At 73.4% G+C, this 22,629-nt stretch carries 20 protein-coding genes and 1 pseudogene; 16 read left to right on the plus strand and 5 right to left on the minus strand.

The window, feature by feature from the left end:
• Nucleotides 1-79 precede the first annotated feature (79 nt).
• Nucleotides 80-1,183, minus strand: a complete 1,104-nt coding sequence (gene zapE / locus ACZ6KF_RS05190; protein ID WP_356632527.1) for a cell division protein ZapE — start codon at nucleotides 1,181-1,183, stop codon at nucleotides 80-82.
• A gap of 37 nt (nucleotides 1,184-1,220) precedes the next feature.
• Between zapE and ACZ6KF_RS05195 the strand changes: the two genes are divergently transcribed.
• The 9 genes and pseudogenes from ACZ6KF_RS05195 (at nucleotide 1,221) to ACZ6KF_RS05235 (ending at nucleotide 8,921) form a co-directional block, all read left to right on the plus strand.
• Nucleotides 1,221-2,030: a pyrimidine reductase family protein gene (locus ACZ6KF_RS05195; protein WP_356632529.1), complete on the plus strand. Its 810-nt coding sequence runs from the start codon at nucleotides 1,221-1,223 to the stop codon at nucleotides 2,028-2,030.
• Between the two features lie 127 nt (nucleotides 2,031-2,157).
• Entirely contained in the window at nucleotides 2,158-2,631 is a 474-nt protein-coding gene (locus ACZ6KF_RS05200; RefSeq protein ID WP_356632531.1) for an indole-3-glycerol phosphate synthase, read from the plus strand.
• Nucleotides 2,632-2,885: 254 nt separating this feature from the next.
• Nucleotides 2,886-4,271: a UDP-N-acetylmuramate--L-alanine ligase gene (gene murC, locus ACZ6KF_RS05205; protein WP_356632533.1), complete on the plus strand. Its 1,386-nt coding sequence runs from the start codon at nucleotides 2,886-2,888 to the stop codon at nucleotides 4,269-4,271.
• A 13-nt stretch (nucleotides 4,272-4,284) separates the two neighbouring features.
• Complete coding sequence (gene msrB, locus ACZ6KF_RS05210) at nucleotides 4,285-4,692, plus strand: peptide-methionine (R)-S-oxide reductase MsrB (RefSeq protein ID WP_356632535.1); 408 nt, start codon at nucleotides 4,285-4,287, stop codon at nucleotides 4,690-4,692.
• 222 nt (nucleotides 4,693-4,914) lie between these two features.
• Nucleotides 4,915-5,274, plus strand: a pseudogene (locus ACZ6KF_RS05215) (RICIN domain-containing protein); the annotation flags it as partial.
• Nucleotides 5,260-6,147: a pectate lyase gene (locus ACZ6KF_RS05220; RefSeq protein WP_469158388.1), complete on the plus strand. Its 888-nt coding sequence runs from the start codon at nucleotides 5,260-5,262 to the stop codon at nucleotides 6,145-6,147. The pseudogene ACZ6KF_RS05215 and the gene ACZ6KF_RS05220, both read left to right, overlap by 15 nt.
• 301 nt (nucleotides 6,148-6,448) lie before the next feature.
• A complete protein-coding gene (locus tag ACZ6KF_RS05225) occupies nucleotides 6,449-7,579 on the plus strand; it encodes an ABC transporter ATP-binding protein (protein WP_469158387.1) in 1,131 nt (376 codons plus the stop codon).
• Complete coding sequence (locus ACZ6KF_RS05230; RefSeq protein ID WP_469237361.1) at nucleotides 7,576-8,256, plus strand: ABC transporter permease; 681 nt, start codon at nucleotides 7,576-7,578, stop codon at nucleotides 8,254-8,256. The genes ACZ6KF_RS05225 and ACZ6KF_RS05230 overlap by 4 nt, the downstream gene beginning before the upstream one ends.
• A complete protein-coding gene (locus ACZ6KF_RS05235; protein ID WP_469237363.1) occupies nucleotides 8,253-8,921 on the plus strand; it encodes an ABC transporter permease in 669 nt (222 codons plus the stop codon). The genes ACZ6KF_RS05230 and ACZ6KF_RS05235 overlap by 4 nt, the downstream gene beginning before the upstream one ends.
• Nucleotides 8,922-9,070: 149 nt before the next feature.
• Here the strand turns inward: ACZ6KF_RS05235 and ACZ6KF_RS05240 are convergent, their stop codons facing one another.
• Genes ACZ6KF_RS05240 through ACZ6KF_RS05255 form a run of 4 tightly spaced genes read right to left on the minus strand, consistent with a single transcriptional unit; the run spans nucleotide 9,071 to nucleotide 13,121 of the window.
• Complete coding sequence (locus ACZ6KF_RS05240; protein WP_356632542.1) at nucleotides 9,071-9,670, minus strand: GTP-binding protein; 600 nt, start codon at nucleotides 9,668-9,670, stop codon at nucleotides 9,071-9,073.
• Nucleotides 9,657-10,112 carry a DUF742 domain-containing protein gene (locus tag ACZ6KF_RS05245; protein WP_469158275.1) on the minus strand — a complete coding sequence of 152 codons (456 nt, stop codon included), beginning with the start codon at nucleotides 10,110-10,112 and terminating at the stop codon, nucleotides 9,657-9,659. The genes ACZ6KF_RS05240 and ACZ6KF_RS05245 overlap by 14 nt, the downstream gene beginning before the upstream one ends.
• Before the next feature lie 37 nt (nucleotides 10,113-10,149).
• Nucleotides 10,150-10,626 (minus strand): roadblock/LC7 domain-containing protein, encoded by a 477-nt coding sequence (locus ACZ6KF_RS05250; RefSeq protein WP_356632546.1) that lies wholly within the window; start codon nucleotides 10,624-10,626, stop codon nucleotides 10,150-10,152.
• Nucleotides 10,623-13,121 (minus strand): ATP-binding protein, encoded by a 2,499-nt coding sequence (locus ACZ6KF_RS05255; RefSeq protein WP_469237365.1) that lies wholly within the window; start codon nucleotides 13,119-13,121, stop codon nucleotides 10,623-10,625. The genes ACZ6KF_RS05250 and ACZ6KF_RS05255 overlap by 4 nt, the downstream gene beginning before the upstream one ends.
• Nucleotides 13,122-13,485: 364 nt before the next feature.
• Here ACZ6KF_RS05255 and ACZ6KF_RS05260 point away from each other — a divergent pair, with 364 nt between their 5' ends.
• From ACZ6KF_RS05260 to ACZ6KF_RS05290, 7 genes are all read left to right on the plus strand, one after another.
• A complete protein-coding gene (locus tag ACZ6KF_RS05260; RefSeq protein WP_356632550.1) occupies nucleotides 13,486-14,451 on the plus strand; it encodes an ABC transporter substrate-binding protein in 966 nt (321 codons plus the stop codon).
• Nucleotides 14,452-14,500: 49 nt separating this feature from the next.
• Nucleotides 14,501-15,997 (plus strand): aromatic amino acid lyase, encoded by a 1,497-nt coding sequence (locus ACZ6KF_RS05265; protein WP_469237587.1) that lies wholly within the window; start codon nucleotides 14,501-14,503, stop codon nucleotides 15,995-15,997.
• A gap of 258 nt (nucleotides 15,998-16,255) precedes the next feature.
• Nucleotides 16,256-18,058 carry a S8 family peptidase gene (locus ACZ6KF_RS05270; protein WP_356632554.1) on the plus strand — a complete coding sequence of 601 codons (1,803 nt, stop codon included), beginning with the start codon at nucleotides 16,256-16,258 and terminating at the stop codon, nucleotides 18,056-18,058.
• Between the two features lie 430 nt (nucleotides 18,059-18,488).
• Complete coding sequence (locus ACZ6KF_RS05275; RefSeq protein ID WP_469158272.1) at nucleotides 18,489-19,187, plus strand: ScbR family autoregulator-binding transcription factor; 699 nt, start codon at nucleotides 18,489-18,491, stop codon at nucleotides 19,185-19,187.
• 5 nt (nucleotides 19,188-19,192) lie between these two features.
• A complete protein-coding gene (locus tag ACZ6KF_RS05280) occupies nucleotides 19,193-20,395 on the plus strand; it encodes a damage-control phosphatase ARMT1 family protein (RefSeq protein ID WP_469237367.1) in 1,203 nt (400 codons plus the stop codon).
• Nucleotides 20,396-20,503: 108 nt separating this feature from the next.
• Nucleotides 20,504-21,157, plus strand: a complete 654-nt coding sequence (locus ACZ6KF_RS05285; protein ID WP_469175337.1) for a PDZ domain-containing protein — start codon at nucleotides 20,504-20,506, stop codon at nucleotides 21,155-21,157.
• Between the two features lie 280 nt (nucleotides 21,158-21,437).
• On the plus strand, nucleotides 21,438-22,565 hold the full coding sequence (locus ACZ6KF_RS05290; protein ID WP_356632562.1) for an aminopeptidase P family protein: 1,128 nt from the start codon (nucleotides 21,438-21,440) through the stop codon (nucleotides 22,563-22,565).
• Nucleotides 22,566-22,629: the final 64 nt, after the last annotated feature.

Genomic DNA, 22,629 nt, shown 5'->3' on the forward strand with positions numbered 1-22,629 from the left:
GGTTCACCGGGGCTCACGCCGACTGCCGGGGCCCGACCGGTCGCTGAGGCTCGACCGGCCGCCGGGGCACCGCCGTCGGCTACCGGTGCTCGACGAGCCGCTGCGCGTCGCGGGCCAGGGCGGTCAGCCGCGAAATGGCCCGGAAGTACTTCTTCCGGTAGCCGCCCTGCAGCATCTCCTCGCTGAACAGGCGATCGAAGGGCACGCCGGAGGCGAGGACCGGCACCTCGCGGTCGTAGAGCCGGTCGGCCAGCACCACGAGCCGCAGGGCCGTCGACTGGTCCGGGACGGGGCGCACGTCGGTCAGGCAGACCGCCTTCAGGTCGTCGGTCAGCGCGCCGTAACGGCTGGGGTGGACGCGGGCGAGGTGGTCCAGCAGGTCGGGGAAGGCGTCGAGCGAGGCGCCCTCGGTGGCGTGTGCCGCCCGGGTCACCCGGTCGGCGCCGTACGGCGCCGGGGCCTCGGGCAGGCCGCGGTGGCGGTAGTCCTCGCCGTCGATGCGCAGGGCGCGGAAGTGGGCGGACAGGCCCTGGATCTCGCGCAGGAAGTCGGCCGCCGCGAACCGGCCCTCGCCGAGCTTGCCCGGCAGCGTGTTCGAAGTGGCGGCGAGCGCGACGCCCGCCTCGACCAGCTTGCCGAGGAGCGTGGAGACCAGGACGGTGTCGCCCGGGTCGTCCAGCTCGAACTCGTCGATGCACAGCAGCCGGTGCCCGGACAGGGTCCGCACGGTCTGCTGGAAGCCGAGCGCGCCGACCAGGTTGGTCAGCTCCACGAAGGTGCCGAACGCCTTGAGCGCGGGCTCGGCCGGGGTCGCGTGCCACAGGGAGGCGAGCAGATGGGTCTTGCCGACGCCGTAGCCGCCGTCCAGGTAGACGCCGCGCGGGCCGGCCGGCGCCTTGGGCGCCCTGGCCCTGCCGAATCCGAACAAGCCCCGCCTGCCGCCGCCGTCCGGAGCGCCGCCGAGCCCGGCGGCGAACCCCTCCAGCACCCGTACGGCCTCGCTCTGGCTCGGCTGGTTCGGGTCCGGGATGTACGTGCCGAAGCGCACCGAGTCGAAGCGCGGCGGCGGCACCATCTCGGCGACCAGCCGCTCCGCGGGAACGTGCGGCTCGCGGGCGCACAGGGAGAGCGGAGCCGCGTCGGCTATCGGGTGGGCGCCGGATGCGGCGGGGGAGGACGACACGGTTACCCATGCTAAAGGGCGTGTCAGACTGCAGAACATGCGACGCCTGTTCCCTGTGACCGACCAGACAGCTGCCCCGGCCTGTGGCGGGACCCCGGGGGCGGACGAGGGCGCGCGGGAGTGGAGCCTGGCCGAGCTGGCCGCCGCCTACGCCTACCCCGAGACCCCGCCCGGCGAGCCGCGGCCCTGGCTGCGCGCCAACATGGTCTCCACGCTCGACGGCGCGGCCCAGCACGACGGCCGTTCCCACCCCATCTCCAACGCCGCCGACATGCGGATCTTCGGCACCCTGCGAGCCCTCGCGGACGTGGTCCTGGTCGGTGCGGAAACGGTTCGTCTGGAGGGGTACCGGCCCGCCCGCGAGCGCAAGGAGTTCGCGGACCTGCGCGAGGCCGCGGGGCAGGGGCCGGCCCCGGCGATCGCGGTGGTCAGCGCCGGTCTGGAGCTGGACTACTCGCTGCCGCTGTTCACCTCGCCCCTGGTCCCCACGCTGATCCTCACCGGCGCCGCCGCCGCGCCCGACCGGGTCGCGGCGGCCGAGAAGGCGGGCGCCCGGGTGGTGGTCGCGGGCGACGGCGTCGGTGTGGAGCCCGCCCGTGCGGTGCGCGCGCTCGCCGGGCTCGGCCACACCCGGCTGCTGACCGAGGGCGGCCCGCGGCTGCTGGGCCAGCTCGTGGCCGCGGAGGTGCTGGACGAGCTGTGCCTGACCGTGTCGCCGATGCTCGCCGCGGGTGGGGCGCAGCGCATCGCCGGGGGGCCGTCGGTGGCGGTGCCGCACCGGTTCGAACTGGCGTCCCTGCTGGAGGAGGACGGGTTCCTCTACTCCCGCTACCGGCGGGCCCGATGAAGCGGAATCTCTCCTTCCGTTTCTTCGGAATCTGCCGTTCCGCTTCCCCTCGGCGGGGCACACTAGGACTCGCAGTACCCGTGCGATCACGGGGAAGGATGGTTTCCGCAGGGAGAAATGGGGCGCGGTGTTCACCAGCGTTTTGATGATCGAGAAGGCCCTGACGTCCGCCGACGTGGAGTTCGTCACCACCTTGCACGGGGACGAGCCGGTGGCCTTCCACGTGCTGCTGCAGCCCCGCGGGGAGCAGGCCGACCGGCTGCTGCGGGCCATCGACGACGTGGCCCTGGGCGAACTCGACGAGGCCGTCCGGGAGGGGGAGACCCCCGAGGGCGAGGAGGCCCTGAGCGTCGGGCAGCGGGCCCTCGAGGTGTCCCTCGTCGCGCTGCGGTCGGCCGGGGCCCAGGCCGTGGGGCGGCTGATCGAGGACCATCCGCTGGACGCGCTGAAGCGGCTGGTGGAGGAGACGGGGGCGGACGAGGTGATCGTGCTGACCGATCCGCACTACGTCGAGGAGTTCTTCCACCGCGACTGGGCGTCCCGCGCCCGGCACAAGGTGGGGGTGCCGGTGCTGAAGCTGTTCTCGCACAGCAAGGCGTAGTCCGGCGGGCGGACGGCAGGTCGCGCCCGCGCGTCGTGGCCCACGGCGGCCGGCACCGGCACCGCGCGTCGTGGCCCACGGCGGCCGGCACCGGGGCCGTGCGCCGGCAGGCCGCGCAGCGCGGCAGTCCGGACCCGGAGACGGTACGGCACAGGCGTCGGCACGGCCCCGTGCCCTTGGCGCCGTGCCCCCGCCGTACGCAATAGGCTGGGGCCGCTCATCGTCCTACGCACCGCACCCGGGGAGAAACACGCATGGCAGCCGGCCTTCCTACCGCCATGGACCGACCGCACTTCATCGGCATCGGCGGGGCCGGCATGTCGGGCATCGCCAAGATCCTCGCCCAGCGCGGCGCCAAGGTCGCCGGGAGCGACGCCAAGGACTCCGCCACCGCCGAGGCGCTGCGCGCGCTGGGTGCGACGGTGCACATCGGGCACGCGGCCGGGCACCTCGCCGACGACGCCAGCTGTGTCGTCGTGTCGTCGGCGATCCGCCAGGACAACCCCGAGCTGGTGCGCGCCGCCGAGCTGGGCATTCCCGTCGTCCACCGCTCCGACGCCCTCGCCGCGCTGATGGAGGGGCTGCGCGGGCTCGCGGTCGCCGGCACGCACGGCAAGACCACCACGACCTCGATGCTGGCCGTGTCGCTGACCGAGCTGGGCCTGGACCCGTCGTACGCGATCGGCGGCGACCTCGACGCGCCCGGCTCCAACGCCCTGCACGGCCGGGGCGACATCTTCGTCGCCGAGGCGGACGAAAGCGACCGCAGCTTCCACAAGTACGCGCCCGAAGTGGCGATCGTGCTCAACGTCGAGCTGGACCACCACGCCAACTACGCGTCCATGGAGGAGATCCACGACTCCTTCCGGACGTTCGCCGGGCGGATCGTGCCCGGCGGCACGCTGGTGATCTCCGCCGACCACGAGGGCGCGCGCGAGCTGACCCGGCGCGTGGAGGGCGTGCGGGTGGTGACGTACGGCGAGTCCGAGGACGCGGACGTGCGGATCCTGTCCGTCGTCGCGCAGGGCCTCAAGAGCGAGGTGACCGTCGTCCTGGACGGGAGCGAGCTGACCTTCACCGTCTCCGTGCCCGGCCGGCACTACGCCCACAACGCGGTCGCGGCGCTCGCCGCCGGCGCGGCGCTCGGCGTGCCGGCCGCCGAGCTGGCGCAGGCCCTGGCCGCCTACACCGGCGTGAAGCGGCGGCTGCAGCTCAAGGGCGAGGCGGCGGGCGTCCAGGTCATCGACTCGTACGCCCACCACCCGACCGAGATGACCGCCGACCTGGAGGCCATGCGGGCCGCCGCCGGCGACGCCCGGATCGTGGTCCTCTTCCAGCCGCACCTGTTCTCCCGGACCCAGGAGCTGGGCAAGGAGATGGGGCAGTCGCTGGCCCTCGCGGACGCCTCCGTGGTGCTCGACATCTACCCGGCCCGCGAGGACCCGATCCCCGGCGTGACCAGCGAGCTGATCATCGACGCGGCCCGCGCGGCGGGCGCGGACGTGACGGCGGTGCGCGACAAGGCCGAGGCTCCCGCGGTGATCGCGGGAATGGCACGGCCCGGCGATCTCGTTCTCACCATGGGCGCGGGCGACGTCACGGACCTCGGCCCGCTCATCCTGGACCGCCTGTCGAAGTGAGGGGCTGACGCACATGCCGTACGACGTCGAGAAGCCGGACGAGCAGTGGCGGGCGGAGCTGAGCCCGGCCGAGTACGCCGTACTGCGGCAGGCCGGCACCGAGCCCGCCTTCACCGGCGAGTACACCGACACCAAGACCAAGGGCGTCTACTCCTGCCGCGCCTGCGGAGCGGAACTGTTCACCTCGGACACCAAGTTCGAGTCGCACTGCGGCTGGCCGTCCTTCTACGACCCGAAGGACAGCGCGGCCGTCGAGCTGATCGAGGACCGCTCGCACGGCATGGTCCGCACGGAGGTGCGCTGCGCCCGCTGCGGCTCGCACCTCGGGCACGTCTTCGAGGGCGAGGGCTATCCGACTCCGACGGACCAGCGGTACTGCATCAACTCGATCTCCCTGCGCCTGGAGCCGGCCGGGGAGTGAAACGCGTCGATCTTTTTCGACGGACACGGCAACCTCCCCGCCCCCGGCGGCGACCAACGGGTGCATACGGGGGTTCGGAACGTGTCCAACGAGAGAGATCACGTGAGCGAGAACGCAAGCCCGCGCCGGTCGAGGCGCAGGAGCACCAAGGGTCGTAGAAGCATCGTGGTGGCCGTGCTGGCGACCGCGCTGACCGGTGGCGCGGTCGCCACCGGCGTGCTGATGTCGGCGTCCGCGTCCGGCCCCGGTGCGGGGACGTACCGGCTGGTCAACGGCGCCGACGACACCTGTCTGACCGCGCCGGCCGGTGGCGTGCAGCCCGGCGCCGCCGCCTGTGACGGAAGCGCCGCGCAGGTGTGGAAGCTGGCCGACGCCGAGGGCGGGTTCACCGTCACCAACGGCGCGCTGTGCCTGGGCGTGCAGGGCGACTCCACCTCGGCGGGCAAGCCCGTCGAGCGGCAGGACTGCGACGGCGGCGCCGCCCAGGTCTGGAAGCTCAGCGCGGTCGGCGAGGCCCACCACCTGGTCAACGGGCTCAGTGCCAAGTGCCTGAACCTCAAGGGCGGCCTGGCCCAGCAGAACTCCTGCGACAAGGCCGCCACGAAGTCCTGGACGCTCGCCGCGACCACTGCCGGCGCCCCGTCCGCCACCGCGTCGTCCACGTCACGTCCCGCCTCGCCGTCCGCGTCCCCCACCGCCACCGCCAGGCCGTCGGCGACCGCGACGCGGCCCGCCACGCCCACCGCGACGGCGACCTCCGCGCTCGGCGCCTGGCCCACCCCGGCCGGACAGCAGGCGGTGACCTCCACGATCCAGGTCTCCGGGACCTACGACGGTTCCCTCAAGCGCTTCTACGGCTCCGGCGCGCTCGGCGACGAGAGCCAGGACGAGGGCCAGGACCCCCTGTTCACCCTCGCCGACGGCGCGGTGCTGAAGAACGTGGTGCTGGGCACCCCCGCCGCCGACGGCGTCCACTGCCTCGGCAGCTGCACGCTGCAGAACGTGTGGTGGGAGAACGTCGGCGAGGACGCCGCCAGCTTCAAGGGCAAGTCGGCCTCCGCGGCGTACCTGGTCTCCGGCGGCGGCGCGAAGGGCGCGGACGACAAGGTCTTCCAGCACAACGGCGCCGGCACGCTGACGATCAGGGACTTCCAGGTCTCCGACTTCGGCAAGCTGTACCGCTCCTGCGGCAACTGCTCCACCCAGTACAAGCGCGCCGTGGTCGTCAGCAACGTCAAGGTGACCGCGCCCGGCAAGGTGCTCGCCGGCATCAACACCAACTACGGCGACACCGCGACGTTCTCGAACATCACGATCGTCGGCGACAGCAGCAAGAAGATCAAGGTCTGCGAGCGCTTCCGGGGCAACAGCAGCGGCGCCGAGCCGACCTCGCTGGGCAGCGGCCCCGACGGCACGTACTGCCGCTACAGCGCCTCGGACGTCACCTACTCCTGATCCCCGTCCCGGCCGCCGCCGAGCGGGAGCCGGACGGTGAACCGGGACCGCCCCGGCCGGGGCCGGGACCGCCACGCACGCCTCGGGCCCGGCCGGGCTGTGCGCGGCGGTCCCGGTCAGCACCCCGAACACGCCGACCGCCGGGTGAGCGGGGCCGCCGGAGTGCCGTCGGCGCCCCGACCGCGACCGGCGATCTGGTTGAACCGGCGACGACACAACGGGTCTAGACTCTCCCCGCAACGGCCCGGCCGCCCCGGCGGGAGCGGGCAGGAACTGCCAAACCCGAAGGGTGTTCGGCGTTTTGATACGGATAGATTCAGTCACCAAGCGGTACCCCGACGGCACGGTGGCGGTCGACCGGCTGTCGCTGGAGATACCGGACCGTTCGATCACCGTCCTCGTCGGTCCCTCGGGCTGCGGCAAGACGACGACCCTGCGGATGATCAACCGGATGGTCGAGCCGAGCGAGGGCACGATCCTCATCGACGGCGTCGACAGCAGGCAGCAGCCGGTCAACACGCTTCGCCGGTCCATGGGTTACGTCATCCAGAACGCCGGACTCTTCCAGCACCGCACGATCGTCGACAACATCGCCACCGTCCCCCGGATGCTCGGCTGGGGCAAGGACCGGGCCCGCGCCCGGGCGCGCGAACTGATGGACCGCGTCGGCCTGGACGCCTCCCTGGCGGGGCGCTATCCCTACCAGCTCTCCGGCGGCCAGCAGCAACGCGTCGGCGTGGCACGGGCGCTGGCCGCCGACCCGCCCGTGCTGCTGATGGACGAGCCGTTCTCCGCCGTCGACCCCGTCGTCCGCAAGGGCCTCCAGGACGAACTTCTGCGCATTCAGGCGGAGTTGGGCAAGACCATCGTGTTCGTCACCCACGACATCGACGAGGCCGTCAAGCTCGGCACCATGGTCGCCGTGATGCGCACCGGCGGCCGGCTCGCCCAGTTCGCGCCGCCCGCCGAGCTGCTCTCCAGCCCCGCCGACGCCTTCGTGGAGGACTTCCTCGGCGCCGACCGCGGCATCCGCAGGCTGTCCTTCTTCCCCTCCGCCGGGCTGGAGTTGCTCACCTCGCCGATCGTCGCCGTCGACGCCACCGCCGAGCAGATCGCCGCCCGCGACACGGGCGAGGCCCCCTATCTCCTCGTCACGGACCTGGACGGCAGGCCGCTCGGCTGGGCCGAGCCGCGCGAGCTGACCGCCGGAAAGGCCGACCCCGGCCGGCTCCTGCCCTACGGCCGCCCGTTCGCGGCCGGCGCCGACTCGCTGCGCGCCGCGCTCGACTGCGCCGTGCTCTCCCCGACCGGCTGGGCCGTCGCGGTGGACGGCGAGGGCCGGGCGGCCGGAGTGGTCTCGCAGCAGACCATCGCCGAGGCCATCCGCGGCGCCCACGCCACGAGCGCGCGGACGGAGAAGGCCGCACGATGAGCGAACTCTTCGACATGCCGAGCTATCTCGAGTACAGCTACGCCGGCCTGGTCGCCCTCCATCTGCGCGAGGCGCTGATCCCGGTCCTGGCCGGTCTGGTGGTGGCGCTGCCGCTCGCCCAGCTGTGCGTGCGGGTGCGCTGGCTGTACCCGCCGGTGCTGTGGGTGACGACCGTCCTCTACGCGATCCCGTCGCTGGCGTTCTTCGTGGTCCTCATCGACTACACCGGTCTGAGCGAGACCACGGTGATGATCCCGCTGGCCGTCTACAGCCTGGTCGTCCTGGTCCCGGCCATCGTGGAGGGCGTGCGCGCGGTGCCGCAGGAGACGCTCTCGGCGGCCACCGCCATGGGGTTCGGCCCCGTACGCCGTTATCTCCAGGTGCAGTTGCCGATCGCGGCGCCCGCCATCATCGCGGGCCTGCGGGTGGCGTCCGTGTCGAGCATCTCCCTGGTCAGCGTCGGCATGCTGATCGGCAACCAGGGCGCCCTCGGCAACATGCTCGACGCCGGGATGAGGAACGACCAGCCGCGCCTGGTGTGGCTGTCCGTCGTGGGCACCGCCGTGCTCGCCACCGCCGTAGACGCCGCGCTCATCGGGCTGCGCCTGCTGCTGACGCCGTGGATGCCCCGCGGCTCGGCCACGCGCCGGCTCACCGTGAAGGAGGCCGCCCGGTGAACGTCCTCGACCACATGGGCGCCTTCCTCGGCGACGGCGCCCACTGGCAGGGCTACGACGGCATCCCCACCCGCGTCGCCGAGCACATCGAGTACACGCTGATGGCCCTCGGCATCGCCGCCGCCGTGGGACTCCCGGTCGGCCTGGTGACCGGCCACACCGGCAGGGGCGGCAACGCCCTCGCCCTGATCGCCACGATCGGCCGCGCCCTGCCCAGCTTCGGCCTGATGGTGCTGATGTTCCTGCTGCTCGGCCTGGGCATGGCCCCGGTGCTGATCCCCCTGGTGGTGCTGGCCGTCCCGCCGATCCTGGTCACCACCTACGAAGCCATGCGCTCGGTCGACCCCGCGCCGGTGGACGCCGCGCGCGGCATGGGCATGGCCGAGGCGGACGTCCTCTTCCGCGTGGAACTGCCGATGGCTCTGCCGCTGATCCTCAGCGGGCTGCGCTCGGCGGCCATCCAGATCGTGTCCACCGCCACCATCGCCGCCTACGTCAGCTTCGGCGGCCTCGGCCGCTACATCGTCGACGGCCTCTACCAGCACGACTACGAGAAGGTCGTGGGCGGCGCCACGCTGGTCGCCGCGATGGCGCTGACCACCCTCGCGGTGTTCTGGGCCGCGGCCCGCTGCACCGTCTCGCGCGGGGTGCGCGGCAACGGCTGAACGGCCCGTGCCGAACGGCGTACCACGAACGGCGTACGACGAAAGGCGCATGACGGGCGGCTGACGAGCGGCGTGCGCCGAACGTCCGCGGGGCGGGCGCCCGATCGCCCGCCCCGCAGCCGTACGCAAGCCGTACGCGAGCGATACGCTCAGCCCTCCGAGCGGGCCAGCGCCAGTTCCAGCACGACCAGCAGCGCGTCCCGCACCGAGCCCCGCTCACGGGCGTCGAACACCACCACCGGGACGTGCTCGGCGACGTCCAGCGCCCAGCGCACCTCCTCCAGCGCGTGCTCCACCGTCCCGTCGAAGGCGTTGACCGCCACGGCGAACGGGATCTCCCGGTGCTCGAAGTAGTCGACGGCCGCGTAGCAGTCGTCCAGCCGCCGGGTGTCGACGATGACCAGCGCGCCGACCGCGCCCTCCACGATGTCGTCCCACATGAACCCGAACCGGTCCTGGCCGGGCGTGCCGAACAGGTACAGCTTCAGCGTCGGGTCGATGGTGATGCACCCGAAGTCCATGGCGACGGTGGTCGTCGTCTTGGCCGGCGTGTGGGAAAGGTCGTCGACGCCCGCCGCGACCTCCGTGATGGCGGCCTCGGTGGTCAGCGGCTCGATCTCGGAGATGGCGCCGACGGCGGTGGTCTTGCCCACGCCGAAACCGCCCGCGATCACCATCTTGACCGGCAGCGGCGGCCGTACGGCGGGCTCCGCGGCCGTGCCGGCGGCGAGCGGTTCAGTCGATGTCACGGAGTACCCCCCGGGAGTCGGGGATGGCGCGCAGGCCATCGATAACCCTTCGCAGGACGGACGCGTCATGGGTGGCGGCCGTGTTCGGCACGTACACCGCCAGATGCCCCACGGCCCGCAGGTCCTCGGCGAGGACCCGGACGACGTTGAGGTGCAGCCGCAGCCGGGCCGCGATCTCGGCGATGGACTGCGGCTGCTTGCAGGCGGCGACGATGTCGTGCCGCTCGAAGACGAGCCCGTCGAGCGCCGCGAGCCCTTCGGCCGTGGCGATCACCTGGGTCTCGACCGGGATCGGCCGGCCGGCCGCCGCCTCGTCCTTGCCCGCCACCCGGCCGGCGGTGACGAGGAACGGCCGTACGGCGGGGACGGGGCCGGCCACCGGGTCGGCACCCGGGGACGGCCAGAACCCGTCGCCGCCGCTCGGGATGCGGCCGTCCGCCATGGCTGGTCTCTCCCTCTCTCGACCGGGCCGCGACCGGTCAGCCCGTCGACGGGACGCCGACGTTGTTCTTCAGCTCCAGCACGAGCTGCGGGCTGAGCGCCGCGCCCGCGCGGTTGGCGAACAGCGTCATCTCGTACGCGATGTTGCCGAGCTTGGCCTCCTTGTCGGCGACCACGCCCAGCACCGCCCCGCTGCCGATCGCGGAGACCAGCACATGGCCGCCCTCCAGATCGATGATGACCTTGTTGAGGGCGCCCAGGCCGTAGTTGCCGGACGCACCGGCGGCCAGGCTGGTCAGGCCGGAGACGATCGCGGCCAGCCGCTCCGAGTGGGCGCGCTCCCGCAGTTGCGCGACGGCGATCAGCAGGCCGTCGGAGGACACCGCGATGGCGTCGACGACACCCGCGGTCTCGGTCGCGAAACGGTTGAGCAGCCAGGTGAAGTCGGCTGCGGCGGCCCGCAGTTCGTCCGGCGTGGCGTCTCCCGTCGGGGTACCACCTGTCGACGTGCTCACTGCTCCGCTCCTTCCGGGAGGTGGTTCTGGTCGTGCGGCTCCTTGCCGGCGCCGTCCGAATTCTGCGGGGCGTCCGGGGCGACGCTGTCGCGGTGGGCGCGCTCCACGGCCGCCTCGAACTCCTCCAGTGCGCTGCGCACCGCCTCCGCGTCGGCGGGCGGCGCGGCCGGGCGCGCGGCGTGCCGGTCGGCCTCCGTCGCCGTGTCGCGGAGGGTCGCGCCGCGCACCCGGCGGCGCAGCGGGCGCGGACCGCCCGCGTCCGGCTCGGTGCGGGCGCGCGGGATCAGCGGCTTGTCCTCGCCGCCTGCGGGGTCCCGGCGGGGGACCCGGCGTGGCAGGGGGCGCGCCTCGTCGGGCCGGTCGCCGTCCGCGGACCCGTCACGGTCGGAGGGCCGGGCGTCCGTCTTCCGTGCCGTGCCCACAGGGAGCGCGGGGCGGGTCGGGGCCGCCGGCACCGAACGGGCCGGGGCCGCGGCGATCGTGGGCGCGGTCCTCGCGGAGCCGGCCGGGCCGACCGGGCTCATCGTCAGCAGCAGCGTCGACGGGATGGCCACCTCGGCCGTCACACCGCCGCCGGGCGTACGGGAGAGGGTGACGCCGATGTCCCAGCGGCGGGCCAGGTTGCCCACCACGAACAGGCCGAGCACCTTCGTCGGCACCAGGTCCAGGCGCTCGCGGCGGATCAGCCGGGCGTTCTCCTCGGCCAGCCGCTCGGCGCTCATGCCGAGGCCGTGGTCGGCCACGGTGATCGTCGCGCCGTCGCCGCCGGAGCGCACCGTCACCTCGACGGGGCTGCCCTCGGGCGAGAACGACACGGCGTTCTCCAGGAGCTCGGCCACCATCAGCGTGAGGTCGCCGACGATGTCCGGCTCGACCATGATCTCGGTGCCCGCGTGCAGCTGGACCCGCTGATAGCCCTCGATCTGGCCGAGCGCGGCCCGCACCACGTTGGTGAGCGCGGTGGGACCGCCGTCCAGCACGGTCTCGCGGATGCCGGCCAGCAGCATCAGGCTGTCGGCGTTGCGGCGCAGGCGGACCGCGATGTGGTCGATGGAGTAGAGCCGTTCCAGCAGCGCGGGGTCGGTCTCGCCGCGCTCCACGGCGTCGATCAACGCGAGCTGACGGGTCGTCAGGTTGCTGACGCGGCGGCCGACGTTGCCGAACATCTCGGCGACGTTGCGGCGGCTGAGCACCTGGCGCTCCAGCAGCGCGGCGGCCGTGGTCTGCACGTGGTTGAACGCCTCGGCCAGATCGCCGATCTCGTCCCGCGCGGTGACCGGCATCTCCCGCAGCCGCGGCGGGGCGTCGTCCTCGGCGTCGTCGTCGGCGACCCGGGCCAGCTCGCGCTCGGCGACCTCGGCGACCTGCCGGGCGGCGCCGGTCAGCGCCTGCACCGGCCGCACCACGGAGCGCCGTACCGCCACCGAGAAGGCGCCCCAGAGCAGGAAGCCGGCCAGCGCGAGAGCGAGCAGCCAGGCCGCGTTCCACCAGGCGTCGGCGGAGGCGTCGTCGGCGCGGTCGGCGATCTGGTCGATGAGCGAGGAGGTGATCTCCAGCCGCTCCCCGGCCTGCGCCCGGTAGGTGGGGTGCAGGGCGATGGCGGCGGTGAACCGCTCCCGGATCTCCTCCGGGGTGCCGGCCTGCAGGGCGCTCGGGTCGATCTGCAGTTCCGCGTACTGGCGCAGGATGGTCGCCTGGAAGGAGCTGTACTCGATCCCCCGCAGCTCCTTCGCCTGGGCCTCGGTGGCGAACCGGCTGAATCGTTCCGCCTGATGCTCGTAGAGCTCTCGGGAGCCGACGGCGCCGATGAACTCGATGAGCGCGTTGGAGTCCCCGGTCGTCGCGGAGAACACGCTGGTCTCGAAGGCGCTGTGGGCGGCGCTCGCGCGCAGCAGGGAGTCCAGCAGGTTGCCGGTGTAGGTGCCGGCGAGCACGGGGTCGGTGTCCAGGCCCAGGCCGGCGATCACGCTCTTGGCGGCGTTGGTGTAGGCCGGGTCGATGTTGTCGGCGGGCAGATAGCCCTGCTCGACGGTCAGCCGCAGGCTGCCCAGGCCGTTGATCTCCCGCAGCGCCTGCGCCTCGGTGGCGGGCAGGTCGTCGCCGAACGCCTCGCGCACCCGCTCGACCTGCTCGTCGACCGCCTTCTGCGCCTTGCGGTAGTCGGTCAGCGCGGGCGTGGCGCCGCTGCCGCCGGCCTCGTAGCGCACGGACAGCAGGATGGCTTCCTGGTGCTCGGTCTCCACCCGGTCCACCAACTCGGCGACCTGGGCGCTGTCGCGCACCAGCCGGGCGGCCGACGCCGCGTCGCGGGCCGCCTGCACCTGGTCGGCGATGAGATAGGTGAGCAGCAGCCCGAGGCCGGCGAGCGGCACGCCCACCAGGACGTTGAGCTTGCGGCGGAACGGCCAGCGGTCCGCGAAACCCCGGGTGCGCCCGCTGTCCGGCGGCGGCGCCGGCGGGGCGTGCTCGTTCCCGGACACCAGGCCTCCATTCATGGGGTGTCGTAGCTTCTCTCGCCGGCGGTGATGGTCGATGTCACCGCTGTGACCGGAGAGCGACTCCGGGGGAGACTATCTCTTCCGGTGCGGCCGGACCGCGCGGTCCCACGTCAAGAATCCGTTACAACCCGAGCCGCTTGGGCGCGGGTTCGTTCAATTTCCCTTCACAACCAGTCACGTATCGAAGCCAATTGGTGACCTGGGTTCTCTTGACTGACCGAGAAGCCGCTGGATTGGATCAGTGGGTGCGATGTGATCGATGTGTGCGTCCCGCGTACGTCGGCGCCTGCGCGCACCGCACCCGCGCGTCCCGGCCATTGCCCCGCAAGCTTCCTCGACACCCGAGCCCGGAACGGGAATTGTGACTTCTACCGTGAAGAGCAGCTGGTTCAGCACGAGACACCACCGCGTGGCCGCCGCCGCCCTCGCCGTCACGGCGGCGCTGGTCGTCACGGGGTGCGGTTCGTCCGACGACGACTCCGACAACCCGCTCGCGGAGGGCGGCAAGGCGGACGGCGGCACCGTCGTCGTCGGCTCCAACAACTTCAGCGAGAGCATCCTGCTCGCCGACATCTACGGCGAGGCCCTGAAGGCCAAGGGCATCAAGGTCACCTACAAGCCCAACATCGGCAGCCGCGAGACCACCTACGGCCTGCTCAAGAACGGCTCCGTGACCGTCCTGCCCGAGTACAACGGCTCGCTCCTGGCCTACCTCGAGCCCGACGCCGAGCAGAAGTCGGTCGAGGCGGTCAACGCCGCCGTCAAGGCCAAGCTCGACGCCAAGCTGACGCTGCTGGAGTCCGCGCCCGCCGAGGACAAGGACTCCGTCTCCGTCAACGCCGAGACGGCCGAGAAGTACGGTCTGTCCGCCGAGTCCACCCTCGCGGACCTCAAGGACATCGCCCCCGAGATGGTCATCGGCGGCTCCCCCGAGTTCCAGACCCGCCACCAGGGCCTGGTCGGGCTGGAGAAGGAATACGGCCTGAAGTTCAAGTCGTTCAAGGCCCTCGACGCCGGCGGCCCGCTCACCCAGGCGGCGCTGACCAAGAACACCGTGCAGGCCGCGGACATCTTCACCACCGACCCCACCATCACCAAGGAAGGGTTCGTCGTCCTCCAGGACCCGAAGAACCTCTTCGGCTTCGCCAACGTGACCCCGCTGGTCCACAAGAGCGACCTGCCCCAGGAGGGCGTCGACGCCCTCAACGCGGTCTCCGCCAAGCTGGACACCAAGACACTGCTCGACCTGGACTCCCAGGTGCAGCTGGAGAACAAGGACCCGCTCGACGTCGCCAAGGCCTGGCTGAAGTCGGTCGGCCTGTCCTGACGCCCCGTCCCCTCACGCCGTGAGCACCGCAGCCGACGATCCGACACGGGTGCCGCCCCGGCCCACCGGGACCACCCGCGTCACCCTCGACGGCACCGGACTCACCGTTGCCGGCCTGGTCCGCCTCGCCGACGGCGCCGCCACACCCGACGTGCCCCGCGCCGCCCTGGAGCGCGCGGGGCACGCCTGGCGCACCGCCCAGCGCCTCGCCGCCACCGGCCGGCTCTACGGCCGCGGCACCGGCGTCGGCGCGCAGCGCTCCGTCGCCGTCGACGCCGCCGACGAGACCGGCCACGGGCTGCGCCTGCTGCGCAGCCACGCGGGCGGCGCCGGCCGGCCCCTGCCCGCCCGCCAGATCCGCGCGATGCTCGCCGTCCGCGCCAACCAGCTCCTCGCCGGCGGCTCCGGCATCCACCCCGACTTCGTCCACGCCCTCACCGAGGCGCTGCGCCTGGGCGTCCACCCGGTCGTGCACGAGTACGGCGGCCTGGGCACCGGCGACCTGACCGCGCTCGCGGAGACGGGCCTCACCCTCATCGGGGAACGCGCCTGGGCGACGGACGACCCCACGACGCCGGCCGCCGAACCCCCCGGCCGCCTGCCCGCCCCCGTCACCCTGCGCCCCGGCGACGCCCTCGCCCTGCTGAGCAGCAACGCCCTCACCCTCGGCCAGGCCGGCCTCGGCTGCCACCGGCTCGACGTGCTGCTGCGCGCCACGCACGTCGTCGCCGCCCTCTCCCTCGCCGCCGTGTCCGGCTCGCCCGAGGCCTACGCCGCCCCCCTGCACGCCCTGCGCCCCCACCCCGGCGCCGCCCACGCCGCCGCCGAGGTCCGCCGCGTCCTCGGGCTGCCCGACCGGCCGCACGACGGGGGCGGACGGCGCGTCCAGGACCCGTACGGCTTCCGCGCCTTCCCGCAGGCTCACGGCTGCGCCCTCGACGCCGCCGCGCACCTGCGCCGGACCGTCGAGGCCGAGCTGAACAGCCCGTCGGAGAACCCGCTGATCGATACCGGAAGCGCCGCGGCCCACCACCACGGCGGCTTCTACGCCGCCCCCCTCGCCCTCGCCCTGGACGGCTGCGCCCTCGCCCTGCTGGGCACCGCCCGGCTGTCCGCGGCCCGTCTCGCCGCCCTGCTGCGGCCGGATCTCACCGGCCTGCCCGCCTTCCTCGCCACCGGCCCCGCCGGCAGCTCGGGCGCCATGATCCTGGAGTACACCGCGAACTCCGCGCTCGCGGAGCTGCGTTCCCAGGCCGCCGCGCCCGCCTCGGCCGGCCACGCCGTGCTCTCCCACGGCCTGGAGGAGGCCGCCAGCTTCGCCTCCCAGGCCGCCCGCCAGGCCCTGCGCGCCGCCGAGGCCTACACCACCGTCCTGGCCTGCGAACTCGTCGCCGCCGTCCGGGCGCTGCGGCTGCACCCGGCACCCCCGCCGATCCCCGCCTACGACACGGCCGCCGCGGATCTGCCGCCCGGCACGGAGGACCGCCCGCTGACGGCCGACGTGGCGCGGGCGGGCGAACTGCTGCCGAGGCTCGCGCAGTTGTAACCCGCCCAGGAAACCCCCCGGTCCCGCCGCCGGTTCGAGGGTGGGTTTCCGGCCGCTCCGAGGGTTTCCCCTGTATCGCACGAGGTTCCGGTTGCCTATCGTTCCTGCACAGCCGACCCACAGGTAACCCCTTCCCGGGTCGGTGTTCACGCCAGGCCGGCCGCAGCGCTTTTCGCATGAACCCCCCTCCGCTTCGACGCCGAAGCGCACCGACCGCCGCTCCGTGCTGTCCGGAGTACGGCCACGAAAGGCAATACCTTGCGAACCTCCCCAGCCGTCAGACGCAAGCTGATATCCGTCGCCGCGCTCTCCGCGGCGCTGTTCACGGCCGCCGGCGCCACGGTCGCCGTGGCCCAGGAGCCCGCCGCTCAGGACTCCCCGGCCGCCGTCCCCGCGGCGCGGACCGAGGCCGCCCCCGGCGCCCCGGCCGAGCGCCTCATCGTCGGCTACAAGTCCGGCGCGAGCGAGGCGAAGTCGAACAAGGCCGCCGAGGCGGACGCCCGTGCCAAGGGCGCGAAGGCCGGCGAGGACGTCGACTTCCAGCGCCGCCTGGGCACCGGCGCCGCCCTCGTCGACCTGGGCGCGGACCCCACCCGCGCGGACGTCGCCGACGTCGTCGCCGCCTACGAGGCCGACCCGCAGGTCGCCTACGTCGTCCCGGACCGCCTGAACACGCCGCAGGCCGACCCCAACGACACCGACTACGCCAAGCAGTGGGACCTGTTCGAGGCCACCGCGGGCATGAACGTGCCGGGCGCCTGGACCACCTCCACCGGCGCCGGCGTCACCGTCGCCGTCATCGACACCGGCTACGTCGCCCACTCCGACCTCGCCGCGAACGTCGTCGGCGGCTACGACTTCATCTCCGACACCGCCGTCGCCGTCGACGGCAACGGCCGCGACAGCAACCCGGCCGACCCGGGCGACTGGTACGCCGCCGGCGAGTGCGGGCAGGCCTCCGGCAGCAACTCCTCCTGGCACGGCACCCACGTCGCCGGCACCATCGCCGCCGTCACCGACAACGCCAAGGGCATGGCGGGCGTCGCCCACGGCGCCAAGATCTCCCCGGTGCGCGTGCTCGGCAAGTGCGGCGGCTACGACTCCGACATCATCGACGCCATCACCTGGGCGTCCGGCGGCACCGTCTCGGGCGTGCCCGCCAACACCAACGTCGCCAAGGTCATCAACATGAGCCTCGGCGGCAGCGGGGCCTGCACCAGCGCCACGCAGAGCGCCATCAACGCGGCCGTGAACCGCGGCACCACCGTCGTCGTGGCCGCCGGCAACTCCAACGCCAACGTGTCGGGCCACTCGCCGGGCAACTGCAACAACGTCATCTCGGTCGCCGCCACCAGCCGCACCGGCGCCAAGGCGTCCTACTCCAACTACGGCTCCCTGATCGACATCTCGGCACCCGGCGGCCAGACCAGCACCGGCACCGCCAACGGCATCTACTCCACGCTGAACTCCGGCACGAGGACGCCGTCCACCGAGTCGTACGCCTTCTACCAGGGCACCAGCATGGCCGCCCCGCACATCGCGGGCCTCGCCGCGCTGATGAAGTCGGCCAAGTCCACGCTGACCCCGGCCCAGATCGAGTCGGCGATCAAGGCCAACGCCCGTCCGCTGCCCGGCGCCTGCTCCGGCGGCTGCGGCGCGGGCCTGGCCGACGCCACCAAGACGGTCAAGGCGGTGACCGGCACCACGCCGACCGGCTCGACCTTCTCCAGCACCTCCGCCGTGGCCATCCCGGACGCGGGCTCGGCCGTCGAGTCACCGATCTCCGTCACCGGCCGCACCGGCAACGCGCCCTCCGCCCTCCAGGTGGCGGTGAACATCACCCACACCTACCGCGGCGACCTGGTCCTCGACCTCATCGCGCCGGACGGCACCGCCTACCGCCTGAAGTCCTCCAGTTCCTCGGACTCCGCGGACAACGTCAACACCACCTACACGGTGAACGCCTCGACCGAGGCGGCCAACGGCACCTGGAAGCTGCGCGTCCAGGACGTCGCCGCACAGGACTCGGGCACGGTCAACAGCTGGAGCCTGACGTTCTGAACCCCGAGCCCGTGAACCACGGGCATCTTCCGACGTGATTCAAGGGCGTCGCCTCAACGGGCGGGCCGGCCGGTGCGGATGGGCGCCGGCCGGCCCGCCTTTCGTCGTACCGGGAGAAACCGGAAACCTCCAGGACCCACGGGGACCGCACCGCGCGGACAGTCGAACGCAGTCGATACCGCCCGCGCGGTTTTGTCCGGTGCCCGATCCGCCCCCGTCTCTCCGTCACGCCCCCACTCCGCTCCGTGCGCCGGGCGACCCCGCCGGTGCCGGTTCGTCCTGTTCGGCGTACTGTTGACGCACCTCGAACTCCGGGCGCGGCGAAGGTCCTTGCACGGTTGGTGGGCCTCGTCACAGAGTGAGCTATCGTGTGCCTGGGGTAAGAACAAACGGCATAACCCGTTTTTAGGCCCGGGAGTGAGTCCAGCCGATGGCGAGGCAGTTACGAGCAGAGCAGACCCGCGCGACGATCATCACGGCCGCCGCTGACCTGTTCGACCGTCACGGCTACGAGTCGACCAGCCTGAGCGACATCGTCGAGCACGCCCAAGTCACCAAGGGCGCCCTCTACTTCCACTTCGCGGCGAAGGAGGACCTGGCGCACGCCATCATGGAAATCCAGTCGCAGGCCGCCCGGAGACTGGCCCGTGAGGTGGAGGACCGTGACTGTACCTCCCTGGAGGCGCTGATGCGCATCACCTTCGGGCTGGCCCGGCTCGCCGTCGAGGGCCCGGTCGCCCGTGCCGGACTGCGCCTCGCCACCGGAGGCGTGGGCATCCGCCCGCCGATGCCGCACCCCTTCACCGAGTGGCTGGACATCGCCACCCGCAAGCTCCTCGCCGCGGTCCGCGAGTGCGACATCCACGCGGACGTCGACGTCGAGGCCGTCGCGCACTCCCTGGTGAGCTTCTTCGTCGGCGTCCGCGTCACCGGCCGCACCCTCGAACCGGTCGTGCGACTGCCCCGCCGGATGTCCGAGATGTGGTACGTGATCATCCGGGGTCTGGTCCCGGTGACCCGTCGCCCGCGCTATCTGGGGCTCGCCGCGCAGCTCGAACGGGAGATCAGGGCGGGGGAGATGCAGGGCAGCGCGCGCGCCGGAGGGAGGCCGGGCGGCGCGATACGGTGAGCGGCATGCCCGACCTCGCGCCCGCGCCCGTGCTCCGCGGCAACGAACCCGGCTCCTTCGCGCACGGGGTGCTCGCCGAACGCCATCCCGCGATCATCCGGCAGGTGCGGGAGTCCTTCCCGTTCGATCCCGACCGCCGCCGCGCCCTCGACGCGCTGCGGGACAGCTGCCTGCACGGCGTGATCGAGCCGCTGCCCGACGGCGCACCCGACCGGGACCGCTGGGCGGCCTGGGGGCTCGACGCGTACACCGGGCAGTCCTGGTACGACGTCCCCTGGCTCTGGTCCGAGAGCTACTTCTACCGCCGGCTGCTGGACGCCGTGGGCCACTTCGACCCGGACGGGCCCTGGCACGGCGTCGATCCCTTCCGCCCCGTCAAACTCGCCGAACTCCACGACCCGGCGACCGACGAGGAACTCGACGCGCTCGACGCCCTGGCGGACCGCCCGTCCGACGAGTGGGACCGGGCGCTGCTGCACGGCTCCCTCTGGGGCAACCGCGCCGACCTGAGCTTCCGCCTCTCCGCCGAAGCCGAAACCGTGGCCGCCACCGAAGCCGCAGCCGACGAGGGGACCGCCGCGCCCCGCCTGGTCGCCGACGACGGCGAGGCCCTGTGGACGCTCCTGCGCCCCGGCGCCACCCTCTGCCTGGTCGCCGACAACTCCGGCCGCGAACTCGTCCCCGACCTGCTGCTCATCGGCCACCTCCTCGCCGAGGGCCGCGTCGCCCGCGCGGTGCTGCACGTCAAACCGCACCCGTACTACGTCTCCGACGCCACCCCGGCCGACGTCCTCGACGCCCTGCGCCGCCTCATCGCCCACCCCGGCGCCGCCGGAACGTACGGACGCCGCCTGTGGGAGGCGATGACCGACGGCCGGCTCGCCCTGCGCGCCCACCCCTTCTCCTGCGCCCCGCTGCCCTACGCCGAGATGCCCGCCGACCTTCGCGCGGAGTTCGCCGCCGCCGGCCTCACCGTGGTCAAGGGCGACCTCAACTACCGGCGCCTGGTGGGCGACCGGAGCCGGCCCCCGACCACACCCTTCGCCGGCCCGACCGCGTACTTCCCCGGCCCGGTCGCCGCCCTGCGCACGCTGAAGTCCGACGTGGTCTGCGGCCTCGACCCGGACACGGAGGCCGCGCTGACCGCTGCCGAGGGACAGCGCTGGCGGACCGCGGGGACGCACGCCCTGATCCAGGTACGGGCGTGAGACGCGCGCCGGTGTGATCATCTCCGGTCCGCCCGGTCAGTCTCACTCGTTCGTGGCAGGTCGGCGGCCGGTGCGCCGGGTATGCACCCAGCCGGAGGCGAACGAACCATGGAACACACTGCGCTGCGACCCAAGCCCCTGCCCGGCGGCGACCCGGACGCCGACCGCGGCGACACCGGCGATCGCGTCGGCCCCGTCGCCCGGAGGACGGACCCGGGTCCGCGCCCGCACTCGGGGCCCGGGCGGGGCCGCCGGGTCGTCACGCTCCTGCTCGGCCTGCTGGCCGGCGTCGCGCTGGTGCTGGCGGGCGTCGGCCTCGGCACGGTGGGCGCGACGGTGATCGGCATGAGCAAGGTCGCGGAGCTGGAGCGGCTACAGGCCCCGGCGGAACGGGCAGGGCAGGAGGTGCAGCCCGGGCCGGCGGAGCGGGCGGAGCAGGCGGGTCGTGCGGCGCCGGTGCGGCCGGCCGCCGCCCCGTCCGCCACCGCCGTGCCGACCCGGGCGACCCTCGGCGTCGAGGTCACCGACGCCGAGAAGTACGGCGCCCTGGTCGTCGCCGTGCATGTGCCCGGCCCCGGCTCGGCGGCCGGGCTGGGGCGCGGCGACGTACTCCTGTCCTGCGCCGGTGCGCCGGTCGATTCCGCGGCCGGCCTCGTCCGCGCGCTCGACGCTGTCCGGCCGGGGGAGCGGATCACCGTCACCGTGCGCCGGGCGGACGGCGACCACCGGCAGGTGACGATCACCCCCGGCGTCGTCACCTGAGAACCGCGGGTCCCGTGCCACCCGCACACCCGAGTGCCACCCGCACCCCCGCGTGCCACCGCACGCCCGCGTACCACCCCGCTGACCGCGTGACACCGCGGACCGGGGTGCACTGCGTGGGGCACGCGGGCCCGCGGGCCCGCGTGCCTCACGGGGCCTGCGAGCGCTCCGGCATCTTCGGCGCAAGGCCCGGGCATCTGCGGTGAATCGGCTCGCGCGGGCCCCGCGGGACGGGCAGGATGCTGCCCGTGGTTCCCGTACCGGTTCGAGGAGGCCCCGGATGAGCGGCAGCACGGCCGCGCCCTTCACCGTCGACGACTACCGGGCGCGCATGGACCGCGCCGCACGGGCCGCCGCCGACGCCGGACTCGCCGGCCTGCTGGTCGCGCCGGGCCCGGACCTGGTGTGGCTCACCGGCTACGCCCCCACCGCGGTCACCGAACGGCTCACCCTGCTGGTCCTCGCCCCCGGCCGGGACCCCGTCCTCGTGGTGCCCGCCCTGGAGGCCCCCGACGCCGCCCGGGCCGCCGGCGGGCCCGCGCTGACCCTGCGCGACTGGACCGACGGCAAGGACCCCTACGCCGCCACCGCCGGCCTGCTCGACGCGGGCGGCCGGTTCGGGATCAGCGACAACACCTGGGCCCTGCATCTGCTCGGCCTCCAGCGGGCGCTGCCCGGCTCGTCCTACGCGGCCCTCACCGACGCCCTGCCGATGCTGCGCGCGGTCAAGGACGCCGCCGAGCTGGAGCTGATGGCGGCGGCGGGCGCGGCGGCCGACGCGGCCTTCGAGGAGATCCGCGGCGTCCGCTTCTCCGGCCGCCGCGAGGCCGACGTCGCCCACGACCTGGCCCGGCTGCTGCGCCGCTTCGGCCACTCCCAGGTCGACTTCACCATCGTCGCCTCCGGCCCGAACGGCGCCGACCCGCACCACGAGGCCGACGAGCGGGTCATCGAACGCGGCGACATGGTCGTCCTCGACTTCGGCGGCCTGAAGGACGGCTACGGCTCCGACACCTCCCGCACCGTCCACGTCGGCCCGCCGACCGACGAGGAGCGGCGGGTGCACGACCTGGTGCGCGAGGCCCAGGAGGCCGGCTTCCGGGCGGTGCGGCCGGGCGCTGCCTGCCAGGACGTCGACCGGGCCGCCCGCGCGGTCATCACGGCGGCCGGTTACGGGGAGTTCTTCATCCACCGCACCGGGCACGGCATCGGCGTGACCACGCACGAGCCGCCGTACATGATCGAGGGCGAGGAGCGGCCTCTGGTGCCCGGCATGTGCTTCTCCGTCGAGCCCGGCGTCTATCTGCCCGGCCGGTTCGGGGTGCGCATCGAGGACATCGTGACCGTCACCGAGGACGGCGGCCGGAGGCTGAACGACACCACGCGCGAGATGGTCATAGTGGAGTAGGGAACCCGGACGCCAGGAGGCCCGCGGCAGCCCCGCCGCACCACTAAGACCCGAGTGACGACGA

Source organism: Streptomyces sp. NPDC046379 (assembly GCF_055587785.1).

Excerpts from the sequence above, each read along its gene's own strand:
- ACZ6KF_RS05195 (WP_356632529.1), top strand. The coding sequence starts at position 1,221 with ATGCGACGCCTGTTCCCTGTGACCGACCAGACAGCTGCCCCGGCCTGT.
- murC (WP_356632533.1), top strand. The coding sequence starts at position 2,886 with ATGGCAGCCGGCCTTCCTACCGCCATGGACCGACCGCACTTCATCGGC.
- msrB (WP_356632535.1), top strand. The coding sequence starts at position 4,285 with ATGCCGTACGACGTCGAGAAGCCGGACGAGCAGTGGCGGGCGGAGCTG.
- ACZ6KF_RS05230 (WP_469237361.1), top strand. The coding sequence starts at position 7,576 with ATGAGCGAACTCTTCGACATGCCGAGCTATCTCGAGTACAGCTACGCC.
- ACZ6KF_RS05245 (WP_469158275.1), bottom strand. The coding sequence starts at position 10,112 with ATGGCGGACGGCCGCATCCCGAGCGGCGGCGACGGGTTCTGGCCGTCC.
- ACZ6KF_RS05255 (WP_469237365.1), bottom strand. The coding sequence starts at position 13,121 with ATGAATGGAGGCCTGGTGTCCGGGAACGAGCACGCCCCGCCGGCGCCG.
- ACZ6KF_RS05275 (WP_469158272.1), top strand. The coding sequence starts at position 18,489 with ATGGCGAGGCAGTTACGAGCAGAGCAGACCCGCGCGACGATCATCACG.
- ACZ6KF_RS05280 (WP_469237367.1), top strand. The coding sequence starts at position 19,193 with ATGCCCGACCTCGCGCCCGCGCCCGTGCTCCGCGGCAACGAACCCGGC.
- ACZ6KF_RS05285 (WP_469175337.1), top strand. The coding sequence starts at position 20,504 with ATGGAACACACTGCGCTGCGACCCAAGCCCCTGCCCGGCGGCGACCCG.
- ACZ6KF_RS05290 (WP_356632562.1), top strand. The coding sequence starts at position 21,438 with ATGAGCGGCAGCACGGCCGCGCCCTTCACCGTCGACGACTACCGGGCG.